The organism is Billgrantia zhangzhouensis (assembly GCF_021404465.1).
Classification (GTDB): domain Bacteria; phylum Pseudomonadota; class Gammaproteobacteria; order Pseudomonadales; family Halomonadaceae; genus Halomonas; species Halomonas zhangzhouensis.
The window spans coordinates 169,607-185,587 of record NZ_JABFTT010000007.1 but is presented as its reverse complement, the minus strand read 5'-3'; the positions used below and the strand labels follow the sequence as shown (position 1 = coordinate 185,587).

Annotated in this window: 14 protein-coding genes; 3 read left to right on the top strand and 11 right to left on the bottom strand. The window is 64.2% G+C overall.

Translation table 11 applies throughout. The annotated features are described in order from the left end of the window. Window positions 1–126: 126 nt before the first annotated feature. Complete coding sequence (locus HOP51_RS10995; RefSeq protein ID WP_234273949.1) at window positions 127–1,074, top strand: AEC family transporter; 948 nt, start codon at window positions 127–129, stop codon at window positions 1,072–1,074. A 7-nt stretch (window positions 1,075–1,081) separates the two neighbouring features. On the opposite strand, the gene sixA is transcribed toward HOP51_RS10995, so the two are convergent. The 7 genes from sixA to HOP51_RS10960 form a co-directional block, all read right to left on the bottom strand. After that, a complete protein-coding gene (gene sixA, locus HOP51_RS10990) occupies window positions 1,082–1,555 on the bottom strand; it encodes a phosphohistidine phosphatase SixA (protein ID WP_234273948.1) in 474 nt (157 codons plus the stop codon). Next, window positions 1,552–2,625, bottom strand: a complete 1,074-nt coding sequence (locus tag HOP51_RS10985; protein ID WP_234273947.1) for an NAD(P)H-dependent glycerol-3-phosphate dehydrogenase — start codon at window positions 2,623–2,625, stop codon at window positions 1,552–1,554. Before HOP51_RS10985 ends, sixA begins: the two co-directional genes overlap by 4 nt. Window positions 2,626–2,740: 115 nt before the next feature. Further along, window positions 2,741–4,183, bottom strand: coding sequence for an NAD(P)(+) transhydrogenase (Re/Si-specific) subunit beta (locus HOP51_RS10980; RefSeq protein ID WP_234273946.1), 1,443 nt, complete (start codon window positions 4,181–4,183; stop codon window positions 2,741–2,743). A gap of 16 nt (window positions 4,184–4,199) precedes the next feature. After that, complete coding sequence (locus HOP51_RS10975; RefSeq protein ID WP_234273945.1) at window positions 4,200–5,771, bottom strand: Re/Si-specific NAD(P)(+) transhydrogenase subunit alpha; 1,572 nt, start codon at window positions 5,769–5,771, stop codon at window positions 4,200–4,202. Between the two features lie 242 nt (window positions 5,772–6,013). Next, on the bottom strand, window positions 6,014–7,918 hold the full coding sequence (htpG, locus tag HOP51_RS10970) for a molecular chaperone HtpG (protein WP_234273944.1): 1,905 nt from the start codon (window positions 7,916–7,918) through the stop codon (window positions 6,014–6,016). Window positions 7,919–8,010: 92 nt separating this feature from the next. Further along, window positions 8,011–8,481 (bottom strand): PaaI family thioesterase, encoded by a 471-nt coding sequence (locus tag HOP51_RS10965; RefSeq protein ID WP_234273943.1) that lies wholly within the window; start codon window positions 8,479–8,481, stop codon window positions 8,011–8,013. Then, on the bottom strand, window positions 8,474–8,995 hold the full coding sequence (locus HOP51_RS10960; protein ID WP_234273942.1) for a PaaI family thioesterase: 522 nt from the start codon (window positions 8,993–8,995) through the stop codon (window positions 8,474–8,476). Before HOP51_RS10960 ends, HOP51_RS10965 begins: the two co-directional genes overlap by 8 nt. Before the next feature lie 194 nt (window positions 8,996–9,189). Between HOP51_RS10960 and HOP51_RS10955 the strand changes: the two genes are divergently transcribed. Beyond that, window positions 9,190–11,142 (top strand): transglycosylase SLT domain-containing protein, encoded by a 1,953-nt coding sequence (locus tag HOP51_RS10955; protein WP_234273941.1) that lies wholly within the window; start codon window positions 9,190–9,192, stop codon window positions 11,140–11,142. Window positions 11,143–11,156: 14 nt separating this feature from the next. On the opposite strand, the gene HOP51_RS10950 is transcribed toward HOP51_RS10955, so the two are convergent. Further along, the gene (locus HOP51_RS10950; protein ID WP_234273940.1) at window positions 11,157–11,798 is read right to left on the bottom strand and encodes a LysE family translocator; all 642 of its coding nucleotides are present in this window, start codon (window positions 11,796–11,798) and stop codon (window positions 11,157–11,159) included. A gap of 372 nt (window positions 11,799–12,170) precedes the next feature. On the opposite strand from HOP51_RS10950, the gene HOP51_RS10945 reads away from it, so the two are divergent. Beyond that, complete coding sequence (locus HOP51_RS10945) at window positions 12,171–12,377, top strand: cold-shock protein (RefSeq protein WP_111413787.1); 207 nt, start codon at window positions 12,171–12,173, stop codon at window positions 12,375–12,377. A gap of 110 nt (window positions 12,378–12,487) precedes the next feature. Here HOP51_RS10945 and HOP51_RS10940 read toward each other — a convergent pair whose 3' ends face one another. The 3 genes from HOP51_RS10940 to HOP51_RS10930 form a co-directional block, all read right to left on the bottom strand. Beyond that, entirely contained in the window at window positions 12,488–13,189 is a 702-nt protein-coding gene (locus HOP51_RS10940; protein WP_234273939.1) for a hypothetical protein, read from the bottom strand. Between the two features lie 149 nt (window positions 13,190–13,338). Beyond that, window positions 13,339–15,246: a M48 family metallopeptidase gene (locus tag HOP51_RS10935; protein WP_234273938.1), complete on the bottom strand. Its 1,908-nt coding sequence runs from the start codon at window positions 15,244–15,246 to the stop codon at window positions 13,339–13,341. A gap of 12 nt (window positions 15,247–15,258) precedes the next feature. Beyond that, window positions 15,259–15,855 carry a LemA family protein gene (locus HOP51_RS10930; protein ID WP_234273937.1) on the bottom strand — a complete coding sequence of 199 codons (597 nt, stop codon included), beginning with the start codon at window positions 15,853–15,855 and terminating at the stop codon, window positions 15,259–15,261. Between the last annotated feature and the right edge of the window lie 126 nt (window positions 15,856–15,981).

Here is a 15,981-nt window from a genome sequence, read left to right as displayed (position 1 = left end):
TCGTCCGTTTTATTCTGGAGTCAGCCATGCCCCGTCCTCCCCGGCGCGATACCCGCGCGCGCAACCGCCTGTTTTGGATCACCGTGACTGCCGCCATCCTCGTTGGCCTGTGGCTGGCACGCTGACATGGGCTTGTACGAACTCTTCTTCGCCACTCTCGAAATCACCCTGCCGGTGTTCGCCATGGTCTTCATTGGCCAAGGGTTGAAGCGCCTGGGCTGGATCGACCAAGCCTTCATCGCCACTGCCTCGAGCCTGGTCTTCAAGGCTACCATGCCGACGCTGATCTTTCTCAGCATCATCAAGGCCGACCTGGACACCACGCTCAATCCCGCCTTGCTCGGTTTCTTCGCCCTGGCCACCCTGGCCAGCTTCCTGCTCGTCTGGGGTTGGGCCATCCTGCGCGTGCCCTACGCCGAGCGCGGCGTCTACGTGCAAGGGGCCTTTCGTGGCAATTGCGGGATCGTCGGCCTGGCGCTGGCCGCCGGCATGTACGGCGACTACGGGCTCTCCTCCGGCGGGCTACTGCTGGGTGTGGTAATCCTCACCTACAACGCCTTCTCGGTCATCGTCCTGGCCACCTACCAGGAGGGTCGGAGTGCCGACTGGCACAGCATTGCCAAACATATCGCACGCAATCCGTTGATCCTCTCCGTGGTGGCCGCCGTGCCGGTGGCGGCGCTGGAGCTGCGCCTGCCCGGCTGGCTGATGACCTCGGGACAGTACTTCGCTTCGCTGACCCTGCCCCTGGCCCTGATCTGCATCGGTGCCACGCTGTCGCTGGGCTCGATCCGGGCATCGGGCGAGTTGGCCATGGGTGCCAGCCTGATGAAGATGGTCACGCTGCCGCTACTGGCTACCCTGGCGGCCTGGCTGATCGGATTCGAAGGACGCGAGCTGGGCGTGCTGTTCCTGTTCTTCGCCAGCCCCACGGCCGCAGCCAGCTTCGTGATGGTCAAGGCGATGGGAGGTAATGCCACGCTCTCGGCCAATATCATCGCCCTGACTACGCTGATGGCCAGCCTGACCATTACCGTTGGCGTGTTTGCCCTGAAAGTGGTCGGCTGGATCTAGCTGCCAGCTAGCGCAAGTCGGCAGGCGTGGTGAAGCGATGCAGTCGTGCACAGCCCGCCGCCCACACCGTGCTGTCGAGCTCGACCACGGCAGCGGTGGGAAAGGCGAGCCCGTGGTCGCCGCGCCCTTCCACCAGCAGCCCGGTGAGCAGCCCAACCAGCGGCATATGGCTGACCAGCACGATGGGAGCCTCGTCGGCATTGGCGAGCAGCCATACGCAAACCGCCTCTGGCGCGTCGTCCGGCGTGATGATGGGCAGGACTTCAGGCTCTGCGCCCAGCGCCTCGGCCAGCGGCAGTGCCGTCTGGCGCGCCCTCACGTAGGGGCTCACGTAGAGACGCGCGCCTTTCGCCACCCGCGCTCCCAGCCAGCGCGCCATGCGCTCGGCTTCACCGCGGCCGCGAGCGGTCAGTTCGCGCTCGCTGTCCGGATAGCCCGGCGCCGCCTCGCCGTGTCGCATGATGTAGAGTCGTCCCGTCATGACTTGCCCTCGCCCGCTTCGACCCGGCGGTGAGCCCGCCGCACGTCCTCGCGCGGCAGCACGAACTCGACATCGCTGCTCTGTTCGCCGCGCATCAGCATGCGTGCCATCTCCCGTGCCGGCACGCCCTCGAAGAGCACCTGATAAAGTCCTTCGGCCAGTGGCATGTAGCCCCCCTCCGCACGTGCCTTGTCGCGCACCAGGCGGATGGTATTGACCCCCTCGGCAACCTGGCCCAGTGTCTCGACCGCTGCATCGAGACTCTTGCCCTGGCCAAGCGCATAGCCGACCCGGTAGTTGCGCGACAGCTGCGAGGAGCAAGTCACGATCAGATCACCCACTCCAGCCAGCCCGAGGAAGGTCATGGGGTTGGCCCCCAAGCTCACGGCAAAACGCCCCATCTCGGCCAGAGCCCGGGTCATCAGCATACTGCGGGTGTTCTCGCCCATGCCCAGTGCCGCAGCCATGCCGGCAGCGATGGCGTAAATGTTCTTCAGCGCCCCGCCCAGTTCGACGCCATAGCGGTCATTACTGGCGTAGACGCGAAAGTAGTCGCAGCCCAGCGCCTGCTGGACCCGGGTACGTGTCAGCGCATCGTCGCTGGCAATCACAGTGGCTGTGAGCTGCTTCTGGGCGATCTCGGTGGCCAGATTCGGCCCGGAGATGACGCCGATATGAGAAAACCCCGTCTCCTCCTCGAGGATCTGGCTCATCAGCTTGAAGCCCTCCTCCTGGATGCCCTTGGTGGTGCTCACCAGGATCTGCTCCGCATGCAGCCAGGGCCGGGCCTGGCGTACCACGTCGCGAAAGGCCTTGGAGGGAATCGCCACCAGCACCAGCTCGGCCCCCTCGAGCACCTCCTGTATGTTGCTGGAAGCACGCACTGCCGGGTTGATGGCATAGTCCGGCAAATAGCGCAGGTTGCAGTGTTCGCGGTTGATCTGCGCCGCCAGCTCGGGGTCACGCAGCCACTGGCACACCTTGGCCCCGTTGTCGGCGGCGATGCTGGCCAGTGCCGTACCAAAGCTGCCGCCCCCCAGAACTGCCACCCGCATGGGATCGTCTGACATGTCTGCCCCGTGAGTCGATCGATGGAAACAGGAGGAATCGACCAGAGTGTAACGAAAAATGCCCCCGTCAGGGGGCATGTGTTTGGAGTGGACGCCTCAGGGCGCCGCACCTGGCTCAGTCGATCAGCGACAACAGCGAGTCGATGCTTTCGCGTGCGTCGCCATAGAACATGCGGGTGTTCTCCTTGTAGAACAGCGGGTTCTCGATGCCCGAGTAGCCCGTGCCCTGGCCGCGCTTGCACACGAACACCACCGAGGATTTCCATACTTCCAGCACCGGCATGCCGGTGATGGGGCTGTTGGGATCCTCTTGGGCAGCCGGGTTGACGATGTCGTTGGAGCCGATGACGATGGTCACGTCGGTCTTGGGGAAATCATCGTTGATCTCGTCCATCTCCAGCACGATGTCGTAGGGCACCTTGGCCTCGGCCAGCAGCACGTTCATGTGGCCTGGCAGGCGACCGGCCACCGGGTGGATAGCGAAGCGTACCTGCTTGCCCGCGGCACGCAGCTTGCGCGTCAGCTCGCTCACGGCGTTCTGGGCCTGGGCAACCGCCATGCCGTAGCCCGGCACGATGACCACGCTGTCGGCATTGTTGAGCGCGCTGGCCACCCCTGCCGCATCGATTGCCACTTGCTCGCCCTCGATTTCTGCGGCGGGCCCCTGGGTGCCGCCGAAACCACCGAGAATGACGCTGACGAAATTGCGGTTCATCGCCTTGCACATGATATAGGAGAGAATCGCACCCGAGGAGCCTACCAGGGCACCGGTGACGATCAGCAGATCGTTCGACAGCGTGAAGCCGATGGCTGCCGCGGCCCAGCCCGAGTAGCTGTTGAGCATCGATACCACTACCGGCATGTCGGCGCCGCCGATACCCATGATCAAGTGCCAGCCGATGAAGAACGACAGTGCCGCAAGCAGCAGCAGCGTCCAGAAGCCCGCGCCGTTGAGGTAGAGCACCGCCAGCAGCAGACAGAGCGCTGCGGCCCCGGCGTTGAGCAGGTGCCCGCCGGGCAGCTTGTGCGGCTTGCCGTCGACCTTGCCGGCCAGCTTACCGAAGGCAATCACCGAGCCGGTGAAGGTCACCGCGCCGATGAAGATGGCGAACACGACCTCGAGCTGCAGGAAGGTAAGTTCATCCGGTGCCTTGGTGGCCACCAGGGCAGCAAAGGCGGAGAACTGCTCCGCCGTGGCGCCCATCGCCTGGGCAGCCAGCACCCGGCGCCGCTCCAGATCGGCGTTCCAGGCCACGAACACCGCCGCCAGGCCGACAAAGCTGTGCAGTGCCGCCACCAGTTGGGGCATCTCGGTCATGGCCACGCGCTTGGCCACATGCCACCCGACGACCGAACCGATCGCAACCATCGGAATCATCAGCCAGTAGTTGCCGATCCCCGGGCCGAAGGCGGTAAACAGCACCGCTACGGCCATGCCGACGATGCCATACCAGACCGCCCGCTTGGCCTTCTCCTGATTGCTCAGCCCACCCAGGGAAAGCACGAAGAGAACACTCGCCGCGATCGCCGCGGCCGATACGAAACCTTGTGCCAACATGACTTGTCTCCGCCGCTCAGGACTTCTGGAACATGGCCAACATACGACGGGTGACCAGGAAGCCCCCCACGATATTGATGGTCGCGATCAGCACCGAGATGGCCGCCATCAGCACGACGAGCCAATTCCCCGAACCGATCTGCAGCACGGCGCCGAGGATGATGATGCCGGAAATGGCATTGGTGACCGCCATCAAGGGCGTATGCAGCGAGTGGCTGACGTTCCAAATGACCTGGAAGCCGACGAAGCAGGCCAGCACGAAGACGATGAAGTGCTGCATGAACGAGGCCGGTGCGATCTGGCCGAGCAGCAGCATCAGCGCCCCGCCCACGGCCAGCAAGGTGACCTGACGCTTGGTCTGGGTCTTGAAGGTGGCCAGCTCGGCGGCACGCTTCTCCTCCGGGGTGGGCTCCTTCTCCTTGGGCTTGGGTTTCGCCGCGGCAATCGCCTTGACCTTGGGCGGCGGCGGAGGGAAGGTGACCTCGCTCTGATGGGTGACGGTGGCCCCACGGATCACGTCGTCTTCCATGTCGTGCTTGATCGCGCCGTCCTTCTCGGGCGTCAGATCGGTGAGCATGTGACGGATATTGGTGGCGTACAGCAACGAAGCCTGGGTCGCCATGCGCGAAGGGAAATCGGTATAGCCAACCACCACGACGCCGTTGTCGGTCACCACGCGTTCATCCGGCACGGTGAGATCGCAGTTGCCGCCCTTCTCGGCGGCCAAGTCGACGACCACCGAGCCCGGCTTCATCGCCTTGACCATGTCCTCGAGCCACAGCTTGGGCGCCGGTCGCCCCGGAATCAGGGCGGTGGTGATGACGATATCGACTTCGGGTGCCTGCTCGCGGAACAACGCCAGCTGCTTCTCGCGAAACTCGGGGCTGGAGGGCGCGGCATAGCCGCCAGTGCCGGAACCGTCCTGTGACTCTTCGAAATCGAGGAACAGGAACTCGGCGCCCATGGACTCGATCTGCTCGGCCACTTCCGGGCGCACGTCGAAGGCACGCACCACGGCACCGAGGCTAGTGGCGGTGCCAATGGCGGCAAGGCCGGCCACACCGGCGCCGATGACCAGCACCTTGGCCGGCGGCACCTTGCCGGCAGCGGTGACCTGGCCGGTGAAGAAGCGGCCGAACTGGTTGCCCGCCTCGATCACCGCACGGTAGCCGGCGATGTTGGCCATGGAGGAGAGCGCGTCCATCTTCTGGGCTCGCGAAATTCGCGGCACCATGTCCATGGCAACGACGGTCGCGCCCTTGGCCCGACACTTCTCCAGCAGCGCCTCGTTCTGGGCCGGCCAGAAGAAGCTGATCAGCGTCTGGTCCGCGCGCAGCCACTCGGCCTCCGCCTCGCTCGGCTCGCGAACCTTGATCACCACCTCTGCCTCGCGCCACAGCGCCTCGGCGCTCTCCACCACCGTGACGCCGGCGTCGCGATAGGCCTCGTCGTCGAAGCCGGCGGCGATGCCAGCTCCGGTTTCGATCAAGCACTCGTGTCCAAGCTTCTGGATGAACTGCGCACTGTCGGGGGTCAGCGCGACACGCGCTTCTCCCTTGGCGAGCTCCTTGGGTGCACCAATCTTCACGTTGGATCTCCCTTTATGGTTATTGAACTTTCTGGCTAGGCAATCCAACTATTCATACCTGACCCTACTGCGATGCACAACAGCAGTGCAGCCCTTTCCTACCGGCTCGTGGGAAATACTATCCAGCTGAAATATCGAAAAAAAAGCTTGCTGACGTTTACGTCAAGAGAGGACAAGAAGACGCGAATAGATACGAAGAGGCCGCCCGAAAGCGGCCAAAAGTGCTATGTCATCAGCCTATGTCAGGCGATCAACAGGGTGTTGAGGCGGCGTACGTAGGCGGCCGGGTCGTCGAGATGACCGCCCTCTGCGATGATCGCCTGGTCGAGCAGCACCCGGGCCAGATCGCCGAAGCGCTCACCCTCGGCGGCCTCGAGTCGTTCCACCAGGGCATGGGTCGGGTTGAGTTCGAGGATCGGCTTGACTTCGGGCATCTTCTGGCCCGCCGCTTCCATGATGCGGCGCATCTGGTAGCCCATCTCGTGCTCAGGCAGCACCACGCAGGCCGGTGAGTCAGTCAACCGATGGGTCACCTTGACCTCCTGCACGGCATCGCCTAGCGCCTCCTTGACCCGCTTGATCAGATCCTCCTTGGCCTTGGCAGTCTCCTCCTGGGCCTTCTTCTCCTCCTCGCCCTCGATCTCGCCGAGGTCGAGCTCGCCCTTGGCCACGTCGACGAAGCGCTTGCCCTCGAATTCGTGCAGGTGGCTCATCAACCACTCGTCGATGCGATCGTGCAGCAGCAGCACCTCGATGCCCTTCTTGCGGAAGATCTCCAGGTGCGGGCTCGATTTCGCCGCGTTGAAGCCGTCGGCAACGATGTAGTAGATCTTCTCCTGGCCCTCCTTCATGCGCGCGACGTAGTCGGCCAGCGACTGGTCCTGAGTGGCGCTGTCGGTATGGGTGCTGGAGAAGCGCAGCAGAGCGGCGATCTTCTCGCGATTGGCGAAGTCCTCCGCGGGGCCCTCTTTCAGCACGCTGCCAAAAGTGTTCCAGAAGGTCTGGTAGGCCTCCTGGTCCTTGGCCAGCTTCTTGAGCATGTCGAGCGCACGCTTGGTCAGCGCACTCTTGATCTTCTCGACCTTGGGATCCTGCTGCAGCAACTCGCGGGAGACATTGAGCGACAGCTCACGGGTATCGAGCACACCCTTGACGAAGCGCAGGTAGAGCGGCAGGAACTGCTCGGCATCGTCCATGATGAAGACGCGCTGGACGTAGAGCTTCACGCCGCGGGAGCCATCGCGCTCATAGAGATCGAAGGGCGCACGTCCCGGCACGTAGAGCAGGCTGGTGTACTCGAGCTTGCCCTCGACCTTGTTGTGGCTCCAGGTCAGCGGATCGGCGAAGTCGTGAGCCACGTGCTTGTAGAAGGCCTTGTACTCGTCGTCGGAGATCTCGCCCTTGGGTCGCACCCACAGCGCCGTGGCCTCGTTGACGGTCTCCCAAGTGGTGACCTCGCTGCCCTCTATCTCCTTGCCCTCGTCGTCCTTGGCGGTTTCGACCTTGGGCATGCGCACCGGCACCTCGATATGATCGGAGTACTTGCGCACCAGGCTCTTCAGGCGGAAGTCGTCGGCAAACTCCTTAGCGTCTTTCTTCAGGTGCAGGACGATCTCGGTACCGTGCATCTCGCGCTCGAGATCGGCGACGGTGAATTCGCCCTCGCCCTTGGAACGCCACTCGACACCCTCGCCCTTGTCGCTGCCCGCCTTGCGGGTACGCACCGTGACTTCATCGGCAACGATGAAGCTGGAATAGAAGCCTACGCCGAACTGGCCGATCAGCCGCGCGTCCTTCTGCTGCTCGCCCGAGAGCTGCTTGAGGAACTCGGCGGTGCCGCTACGGGCGATGGTGCCGAGGTTCTTGATCACCTCCTCACGGCTCATACCGATGCCATTGTCGCGTACGGTCACCGTACGCGCTTTCTCATCGTGCTCGATCTCGATGCGCAGCTCGCTGTCACCCTCATACAGCGCATCGTTGTCGAGCGCCGCGTAACGCAGCTTGTCGCAGGCGTCGGCGGCATTGGAAATCAGCTCGCGCAGGAAGATCTCCCGGTTGGAGTACAGGGAGTGGATCATCAGGTGCAGCAGCTGTTTCACCTCGGTCTGGAAGCCGAGGGTTTCCTCGTGAGCAGTAGTGGACATGGATCGCTTACCTCATGGCTTGAACCCGCAGCGGCGCGCGACGCACCGCCGTTTCAGAACTGTTCAGCGATATGGGGTTCACATCCCGCTTTTCAAGCGTCGCTTGGCTCCGGCGCTGCCAACACCAAGTGCAGGCGGGCCGTGGCCACCGGCTGATCCTCGGCTTCCTGCCAAGCCGTGACCTGGACGTTGGCCAAGCGCCGTCCCTCGCGAAGGAGCTGGCAGCGTGCGTAGGTGGGTACGACCCGGGCCGTGCGCAGGTAATCGATGGAAAAGTCGACGATGCGCGGCAGCCGCGGCTCGCGTGCCGAAAACATCAGGTCAAGAGTGCCGGCGGTCTCCATGAAAGCCGCCACCACGCCACCGTGCAGGGCCGGCAGCAGGATGTTGCCGACATTGTGCTCGTGCGGTTCGAGACGGAACACCAGGCCATCGCCGGCGGCATCCCGCGACGCCGAAACGCCGATATGACGCGCATAGGGAAGTCGCTCGAGCCAGGCACTCACGTCTCCCTGGTCACGGGTCCTGGCCAGCCAGGCCACGTCGTGGAATCCTTCAGGCATGGTCGGCCTCCCCAAACAGCGCTTCGGCAAAGCCCGGCGGCGTATTGCGCGGCCCGAGCCGAACGAAGTTACCGATGCCGCGGGCGATGGGACGCTGCGGGTCCTGCCACAGCGTCCCCTCGGTGAAGACCATGGCGCCGGTCACGCGCAGCACGCGAGCCTCGGCCATGATCGGCTGGCCGGCCAAGGCCGGGCGATAGTGATCGACCCGCAGATCGAGCGTGGGGCAGACCTCCGGCGACGGCAGTCCACACAGCACCGCCGAGCCGCACACGGTATCCAGCAGCATGGTCAGCACGCCGCCATGCACCAGACCGTGATCGACGTCGCCCAGCAGTTCGTCTCGCCACGGCAGGCGCATGCGTACCCAGGGCGGACTGGCCTCTTCGACCTCGAGCCCGAGGTTGCGGGTGTGTGGAATGATAGTGACGAAACGGCTCAGGCCGGCCCGCCAGCTGTCGGGACTTCGGCCTGCCACGACAGCCCCCTTCTGCAGCTCCTCGCGTTCGTTCACCCCACCCTCCAACAAGCGTTTGATCAAGTTTCTAGACTAGTCCGAGCCCGGTTGGGAAACAAGCGTCGCACGGCCACTACCCACGAGAGGAAATGCCGTTGACGCAGCGAGAAAACGTCACGACGGTCTACTCAAGACGGCCCCAATAAGCGAGGATACAGTGGGTTCGTCACCGCCTTCCGGAGACCGTCAACATGCGCCATTTCTTATTTTTTCGCCGCGCGACGAGCTGGCTCGCCGTAGCCGCCCTGAGCGTTTCCGTCACCGCGCATGCCCAGCCCCGCGACAGCGCCATGCGTACGGCACTCGAAGCCGCGCGCAATCAGCAGTGGCAACGTATCGACGAGGCTGCCATCAGCGGCCACGTGCTGGAGGGTTACGTCGAATATCATCGGCTGCGCAGCCGCCTTCCCCAGGCCGAGCCGGGCCAGATTCTGGAGTTCATCGAACGCCATCGCGGTGCTCCCGTCGCCGACTGGATGCGCGGCCAGGCGATCAGCCGCTATGGTGCCGCCGGCCGCTACGGCAGCCTGCTCGCCGTAGCCGATGGCGAACCAAGCGGCACCGAGCGCCAGTGCCATTACTACACGGCGCTGCTCGGCAGCGACCCGCAGGCCGCTGCCGAAGGGGGGCGCGCCCTGTGGCATGTCGGCAGTTCCCAGCCCTCAGCCTGCGACACCCTGTTCGACCAACTGCGCGCCAGCGGCGAGATCAGTGAGTTCGATATTTGGGAACGCAAGATGCTGGCCTGGGAGCAGGGCGAAACCGGACTGGTCAGCTACCTGGGCCGACTGCTTGGTAGCCGCTGGCAAGAAGGCCGCGACGCCGTGGAGCGGTTACAGCGCAGCTATGCCGACATTACTCGCATTCCCACCTGCATCGGTCCCGAATGCCACGGCAGCGGGCCGCTCTTCGTTGCCGCCATGCACGGCTTCATCCGTGCCGATACGGAAGCCGCCATGGAGGCATGGCGCAAGATCGCTGCGCACCTGCCGATCGAGGAAAGCCACCGCCACGCCATCGAAGAGGATCTTGCCTTCTATTCACTGGTGCGCGGCATAGAGCACAACATGGGCTGGGTCGACGAGGCACTGCCGCGAATCGGCACTACTCGTGTTCTCGAGCTTCGCATCCGCCACGCTCTGGCCCAGCGCAACTGGAACGACGTGCTACGCTGGAGCGAACTATTGCCCGAGGAGTCCCGCGACGACAGCCGCTGGCAATACTGGAAGGCACGCGCTCATGAGCAGCTTGGCGATCAGGAGCGTGCCGAGGTGGCCTATGCACGGGCCGCCCAAGGGCGCAACTTCTTCGGCTTCGCCGCTGCCGATCGTATCGGCCGGCCCTATTCCCTGAACCTGGAGCGCAGCAGCTTCAACGCTGACTTCCGCGACCAGGTGGCGCAGTGGCCTGCCGTGCAGCGCACCGAGGCATTGCTGCGCATCGGCGAGGATGGCCTGGCCAATAGCGAGTGGCTACATGCGGTGGCCGCGGCATCGCCGCGTGAAGTGCGAGCCTTGGCCGACTACGCCGCACGGCGCGGCTGGCATGCCCGCCTGGTACAAACCACCATTACCGCCCAGCTATGGGACGCCCTCGACTGGCGTTTCCCCGAAGCCTATCGCGAGCAATTCCTGCATTGGGGACAGCAGACCGGAGTCGATCCTTACCTGCTGATGGGCATCGCTCGGCGTGAGAGTGCTTACAATCCCTCGGCATTATCGCCGGCCGGTGCCCGCGGTCTGATGCAGATCATGCCGGGTACCGCTACGCTGCTCAGTCGCCAGTTGGGTATCAGCGACCCCGGCCCTTATGGCGTGCTGGACCCTGAGCTCAACATCCGTCTTGGCAGCACCTACATTCGCGACATGACCAACCGCTACCGGGGCAACCGCCTGGCAGCGACGGCGGCCTACAACGCCGGCCCCGGCAGGGTGGACCGCTGGCTGCGCGATGCCCCCGAGGAGTTCGACCTATTCGTCGAGTCGATTCCCTTCCGTGAAACCCGCGACTACGTACAGGCGGTGCTCTCCTATCGGGTGATCTTCGAGAGTCTGGCCAACGGCGGCAGCAGCGAAGGCGTATCGATGCTCAGCCAGGCGGAGAAGACGGTGCGCTACGATGCTTCGCTGCTCGCCAGGAACTGACACTCACCTTCGGCTCAGGCAGGCTGGCGCTCCAGCGCCAGCCTAATGCCGAATAGGATCAGTACCGCGCCTGTCGTCCCGTTCAGCGCGCGGGCGAAGAAGCGACTGCCGAGCCAGTGCCCCGCACTGCCGACCATGAACACGATGGCGATCTGCCACAGGTTGGCGATGACGAAGTGCACCCCGGCAAGCCACAGCGACTTGAGCAGCGCAGGGTCCGTCGGTGCGATGAACTGCGGCAGGAAGGCCATGTAGAACACTACCGTCTTGGGGTTGAGCACATTGGAGAGCAGCCCCTCGCGCAGCGGGCGCCATACCGGCACGGCCTGGCGCCCGCCCTGCACGGCCCCCAGCGGCAGGGCACTGCCGCGCTGGGCGGCCAGCAGACCATTGATACCCAGCCATATCAGGTAGGCCGCCCCCGCCAGCTTGAGCGTGCTGAATGCCCAGGCCGATTGCAGCAGGATCAGCGAGATGCCCAGCGCCGAGATCGTGGCATGTACGAACAGGCCGCAGCAGATCGCCAGGCTGGTGAGCACGCCATCACGCACTCCCCCGCGAGCGGTATTGCGAATGACCAGCAACGTGTCGACTCCCGGGCTCATCGACAGCAGCGTGATGGCAATCAGGAAGGGCCAGATTTGTGCGTCCAGCATACAGAGGACTCCGGTACTGGGTAGATGACGAGGCACAGTGGCCAGGCATGGGCTCCGCCCAATAGAGGCCTGGTTCGTGCCAATTGTGGCATGAAGCACGGCCAAGGTAAGGCAACGGAATCTCTGGACGCTTGGAATTTTTCTATCTACAGTGGATTGAGCGGATGGCATGGTGGGAGTGGGAACTCACTGCAGATTGCAACCTGCTTCACCGGATGCTCCGCTGCGTTGGCCTGGAAGTGGAAAGTCGTCCGTAGTATGTCGAGTTTTCGATACACCCGAAGCGCACTTTTCGTCTCTTGCCCACGCACTTCGGGCTCCGGTATTGCCGAGTGCCCAGCACGATCAATCAGTAAGTAAGGAAAATCGACAATGGCAACTGGCACTGTCAAGTGGTTCAACGATACCAAGGGCTACGGCTTCATCTCTCCGGACGACGGTGGTGATGACCTGTTCGCGCATTTCTCCGAGATTCAGGCTGAAGGCTTCAAGACCCTGCAGGACGGTCAGAAGGTTACCTTCGACGTGACCCAGGGCAAGAAAGGCCTTCAGGCCTCCAACATCCGGGTTTCCAACTGAGGCAACGCCTCGGCTCGGAAGACTTGGTGTCTGGCCTGGCAACGTAAACGGGGCCAGCTAGTCAGACGAAAGGCCCACCTTCAAGGTGGGCCTTTTTCATGAGTTGGCATTTACTCATTCTCGTTCACGAGCCGCGATGAGTCGCGTCTCGAATCGCTCTGCTCCGCTTCACGGAATTGCTCATCGAGCTGACGCTGTGCCTCCTCGAAACGGCGTTCGGTCTCTTCAAGCCAGGCATCGACATCGGACTGAGTGACCTCGCCGGTTCGTTCCGCCTCTCGTTCGATGTCCGAGGTCGTACCAGCCCCGCTGTCTTCCATCGGCTCGAGCGACGGCTCGAAATCGGCGCCACTCTCCATTGGCTCGAGAACCGGCGAATCCCTCTCCACTTCCTCGAACTGCTGGTCGATCTGACGCTGCGCTTCTTCGAAGCGTCGCTCGGTATCTTCGAGAATGGCATCGATATCGGAGCGAGTAGGCTCACCAGGCAGTGCGCCGCCCTCCTCCAGCGTATCGACGGGTGATTCACCCAGGGTGTCGGTATCGGCTTCGATCTCCTCACCTGGCTCTAGCGTCGTTTCCTCTTCCGGCACGGCAGGCAGCGATTCATCGGCAGTATCGGCTTCCTCTTCCGCCGCCGGAGGCGGTGTGGTGGGCTCTTCATCGTTCGCCTCTAGCCCAGGTTCGGCTTCCGTAACAGGCGCGTCGGCCTCAGTCGGAGCGGCAGCCTCCTCGTCACTTTCTCCGCAGCCCGCCAATCCCAGGGCAAGGGTCAGCGCTACGGCGGCAGGGATCCAGGGTGTCTTGGCCATCGGCTTTCTCCCATCCATATGAGACCAGCAAAAGGGCTCTATTCCAGCAGAGCCCGACGGTCGCTGCAAGCCGCCGGGCAAGTCTCTCCCCCTTGGACAGCAAAGGCGGAAAACGATCCCGCTCCGGTCTCAGGGGGATGAGCTCCTCTTCAATCCGTGGCGCTCATCGGCAAGGGGCAGTCGAGCGCCCAGGCCACGGCTCGCAACAGCTCGGCTTCCTGCGGATGGACACGACCGTCATAGGACACACAGCGTGCCATGGCATCAAGTAGCCTGGGGCGCTCCGCTGCGGCCAACTGACGACAATGCTTCAGGGCCTCGTCGAGATCCCCGGGCGCAGCTGGCCGAGGAGCGAAGGCCACGGACAGGCCCAGCGTATCGGCCGCCTGGCGAAATGCCGCTGCAGCCTTCGTTTCATCGCAGTTCCCCGCCAGCGCCAGACTCGACAGCAGACAGACGACCGCGCCCTCGACCTGTGCCAGATGCTGATTCCCACGCCGCGGCACGACGCCTTCGCTACCACTGATGACCAGGCGGTGCAAAGCCCATTGCAGGGCACCGGGGTCGTCTTCGGCCCTCATCAGCCGCTCGAGACAGTCGCGGAAACGGGCATACTGGGCGACCGACAGTTGCCGCAACATGGGCAGGCAGAGCTCGATCAGCGCCAGCCGCTGGCCCGGCCGGACCGCGGCAAGAGGCTCGGCGAGGCGATCCAGTTCCACCAGCACTTCCGGTACGGCGGCATGGACCAGGGCCTCGTGCTGCCGTGCCCGGCTGCTCGGCTCGGCGCCCATGAGGATGCCGTACACGACTGCACGCGCCGCGTAGGGATCGTGAGCGGCCTCGAGCAATATGGGATCGATGCCAGCCAATACCCGTCGGGCCTGCTGTAGATCCTCATTATTCGGCTCACCGACCCGCCGTGCCACGCTCATCGCCAACAGCGGGGCCATGCCAGCGGCCGGCGCGGCAGCCCGAGCCTGATCCGCCGGCTCTTCGAGGCCGGCTGCGGCAACGGTCCCGGGCTCGCGCTCGATGCTCGGCTCAGGCAGGTGTCCATCCCAAGCGGGATCGAGGCGACGGATGCGAGTGGCAAGCGGCGGATGGGTAGCGGTAAGGCCGCGTAGGCCCGGCAGGCCTCGACTGAAGTAGAGGTGGCTGAATTCCTCGGCACGGCTGGCACGTAGTTCGGAGCCATGGGCATGGGCCGCGACACGCTTCAGCGCATCTGCCAACCCCGCCGGGTTGCGGGTGTACTGCACCGCGCTGGCATCGGCTAGAAATTCACGCTGGCGGCTTACCGCCGCCTTGATCAGGTTGCCACACACGGTGCCGACGAAGCCCACCAGCATCAACGCCAGGCCAGCCCCCAGCAGCACGATCTGGCCGTTGTTCTGGCGCGAGCCACGCGTCATGCGCCGCGCCGCCGTGCCCCGCAGCAGCATGCGCCCCACGAGCCCAATCACCAGAATGCCATAGAGCAGCGCGACCAAGCGCATGTTGAGCCGCATGTCGCCATGCAGCACATGGCTGAACTCATGGGCGATCACCCCCTGCAGCTCATCCCGTGTCAGGCAACGAACCGCCCCGCGTGTCACGCCGATCGCGGCGTCCTGCGGCGTATGGCCGGCGGCGAAGGCGTTGATGCCGGGCTCGTCGAGCAGGTAGGTCGACGGCACCGGCAGCCCCGAGGCAATGGCCATCTCCTCTACCACGTTGAGCAGCCTACGCTCGTCGGGATCGCGTGTGGCGGCGTTGATCACTCGGCCGCCCAACGCCTCGGCCACCGCTGAACCGCCGGAGCGCAGTTGTAGGTGTCGCGCCAGGCTTCCCGCCCCGACCACTAACAGCACGCCAAAGGCGACACCGCAGATCAGCAACGGATCGAGCGCACGGGCCAACGGATCGCCCCCCGGCTGGCCGCCGTCGATCAGCACCATGGCAAGCGCGATCACCGCAACGGCGGCGGCGATCATACCGAGTACTGCCACGATCAGCAGCACGACCAACCAGGCGGTGAGTCGCCTTGCGCGCTCCTGGGCACCGAAGAAGTCCATCGCCGCGTACCGTTAGAAGTTGATGCGCGGCGCCGCCTGGATCTCGGCACTGTCGTCGAATTCCAGCAACGCCGCATCCTCGCGATGGCCCAGCGGCCCTGCCAGCAGCACCGGCGGAAAGCTCTGCTTGTAGGTGTTGTATTGCATGACCGCATCGTTGAAGGCCTGGCGAGCGAAGGCAACACGGTTCTCAGTGCTGGTGAGTGTCTCGGAGAGTTGGCGCATGTTGTCCGAGGCCTTCAGATCGGGGTAGGCCTCCATCACTACATTGAGCCGCCCCAAGGCAGCCCCGAGAGCCCCCTCGGCACCTGCCAGCTCGGCCATGGCGCCAGGCTCGCCCGGCCGGGCAGCCGCCGCCTGCAAACCGGCCAGGGCGGCATTACGCGCCTCGGTCACGGCGGTGAGCGTATCGCGTTCGTGAGCCATGTAGGCCTTGGCGGTCTCGACCAGGTTGGGGATCAGGTCGTAGCGGCGCTTGAGCTGCACCTCGATCTGGGCAAAGGCGTTCTGGTAGCGATTCCGGAGTGCCACCAGGCGGTTGTAGATACTGGCCCCGTAGATCACCAACAGCGCTACCACCACCAGTACGACGATCAGTGTCACGTTCATTCGCTTTCTCCCTTTCGCTGCCATCGGCCCACGCTTGATGTGAGTCAATGCCGGAGCCTGCATTAGCGCCTGCTCAACGTCATAGGCCGATGGTATAGTGTGACGCTCGCCCGGGCCAGCCAACCC

What these genes read in the sequence shown, in the direction of transcription:
- HOP51_RS10995 (WP_234273949.1), top strand. Translation starts at nt 127, where the DNA reads ATGGGCTTGTACGAACTCTTCTTCGCCACTCTCGAAATCACCCTGCCG.
- sixA (WP_234273948.1), bottom strand. Translation starts at nt 1,555, where the DNA reads ATGACGGGACGACTCTACATCATGCGACACGGCGAGGCGGCGCCGGGC.
- HOP51_RS10985 (WP_234273947.1), bottom strand. Translation starts at nt 2,625, where the DNA reads ATGTCAGACGATCCCATGCGGGTGGCAGTTCTGGGGGGCGGCAGCTTT.
- HOP51_RS10980 (WP_234273946.1), bottom strand. Translation starts at nt 4,183, where the DNA reads ATGTTGGCACAAGGTTTCGTATCGGCCGCGGCGATCGCGGCGAGTGTT.
- htpG (WP_234273944.1), bottom strand. Translation starts at nt 7,918, where the DNA reads ATGTCCACTACTGCTCACGAGGAAACCCTCGGCTTCCAGACCGAGGTG.
- HOP51_RS10965 (WP_234273943.1), bottom strand. Translation starts at nt 8,481, where the DNA reads ATGCCTGAAGGATTCCACGACGTGGCCTGGCTGGCCAGGACCCGTGAC.
- HOP51_RS10955 (WP_234273941.1), top strand. Translation starts at nt 9,190, where the DNA reads ATGCGCCATTTCTTATTTTTTCGCCGCGCGACGAGCTGGCTCGCCGTA.
- HOP51_RS10950 (WP_234273940.1), bottom strand. Translation starts at nt 11,798, where the DNA reads ATGCTGGACGCACAAATCTGGCCCTTCCTGATTGCCATCACGCTGCTG.
- HOP51_RS10945 (WP_111413787.1), top strand. Translation starts at nt 12,171, where the DNA reads ATGGCAACTGGCACTGTCAAGTGGTTCAACGATACCAAGGGCTACGGC.
- HOP51_RS10940 (WP_234273939.1), bottom strand. Translation starts at nt 13,189, where the DNA reads ATGGCCAAGACACCCTGGATCCCTGCCGCCGTAGCGCTGACCCTTGCC.
- HOP51_RS10935 (WP_234273938.1), bottom strand. Translation starts at nt 15,246, where the DNA reads ATGGACTTCTTCGGTGCCCAGGAGCGCGCAAGGCGACTCACCGCCTGG.
- HOP51_RS10930 (WP_234273937.1), bottom strand. Translation starts at nt 15,855, where the DNA reads ATGAACGTGACACTGATCGTCGTACTGGTGGTGGTAGCGCTGTTGGTG.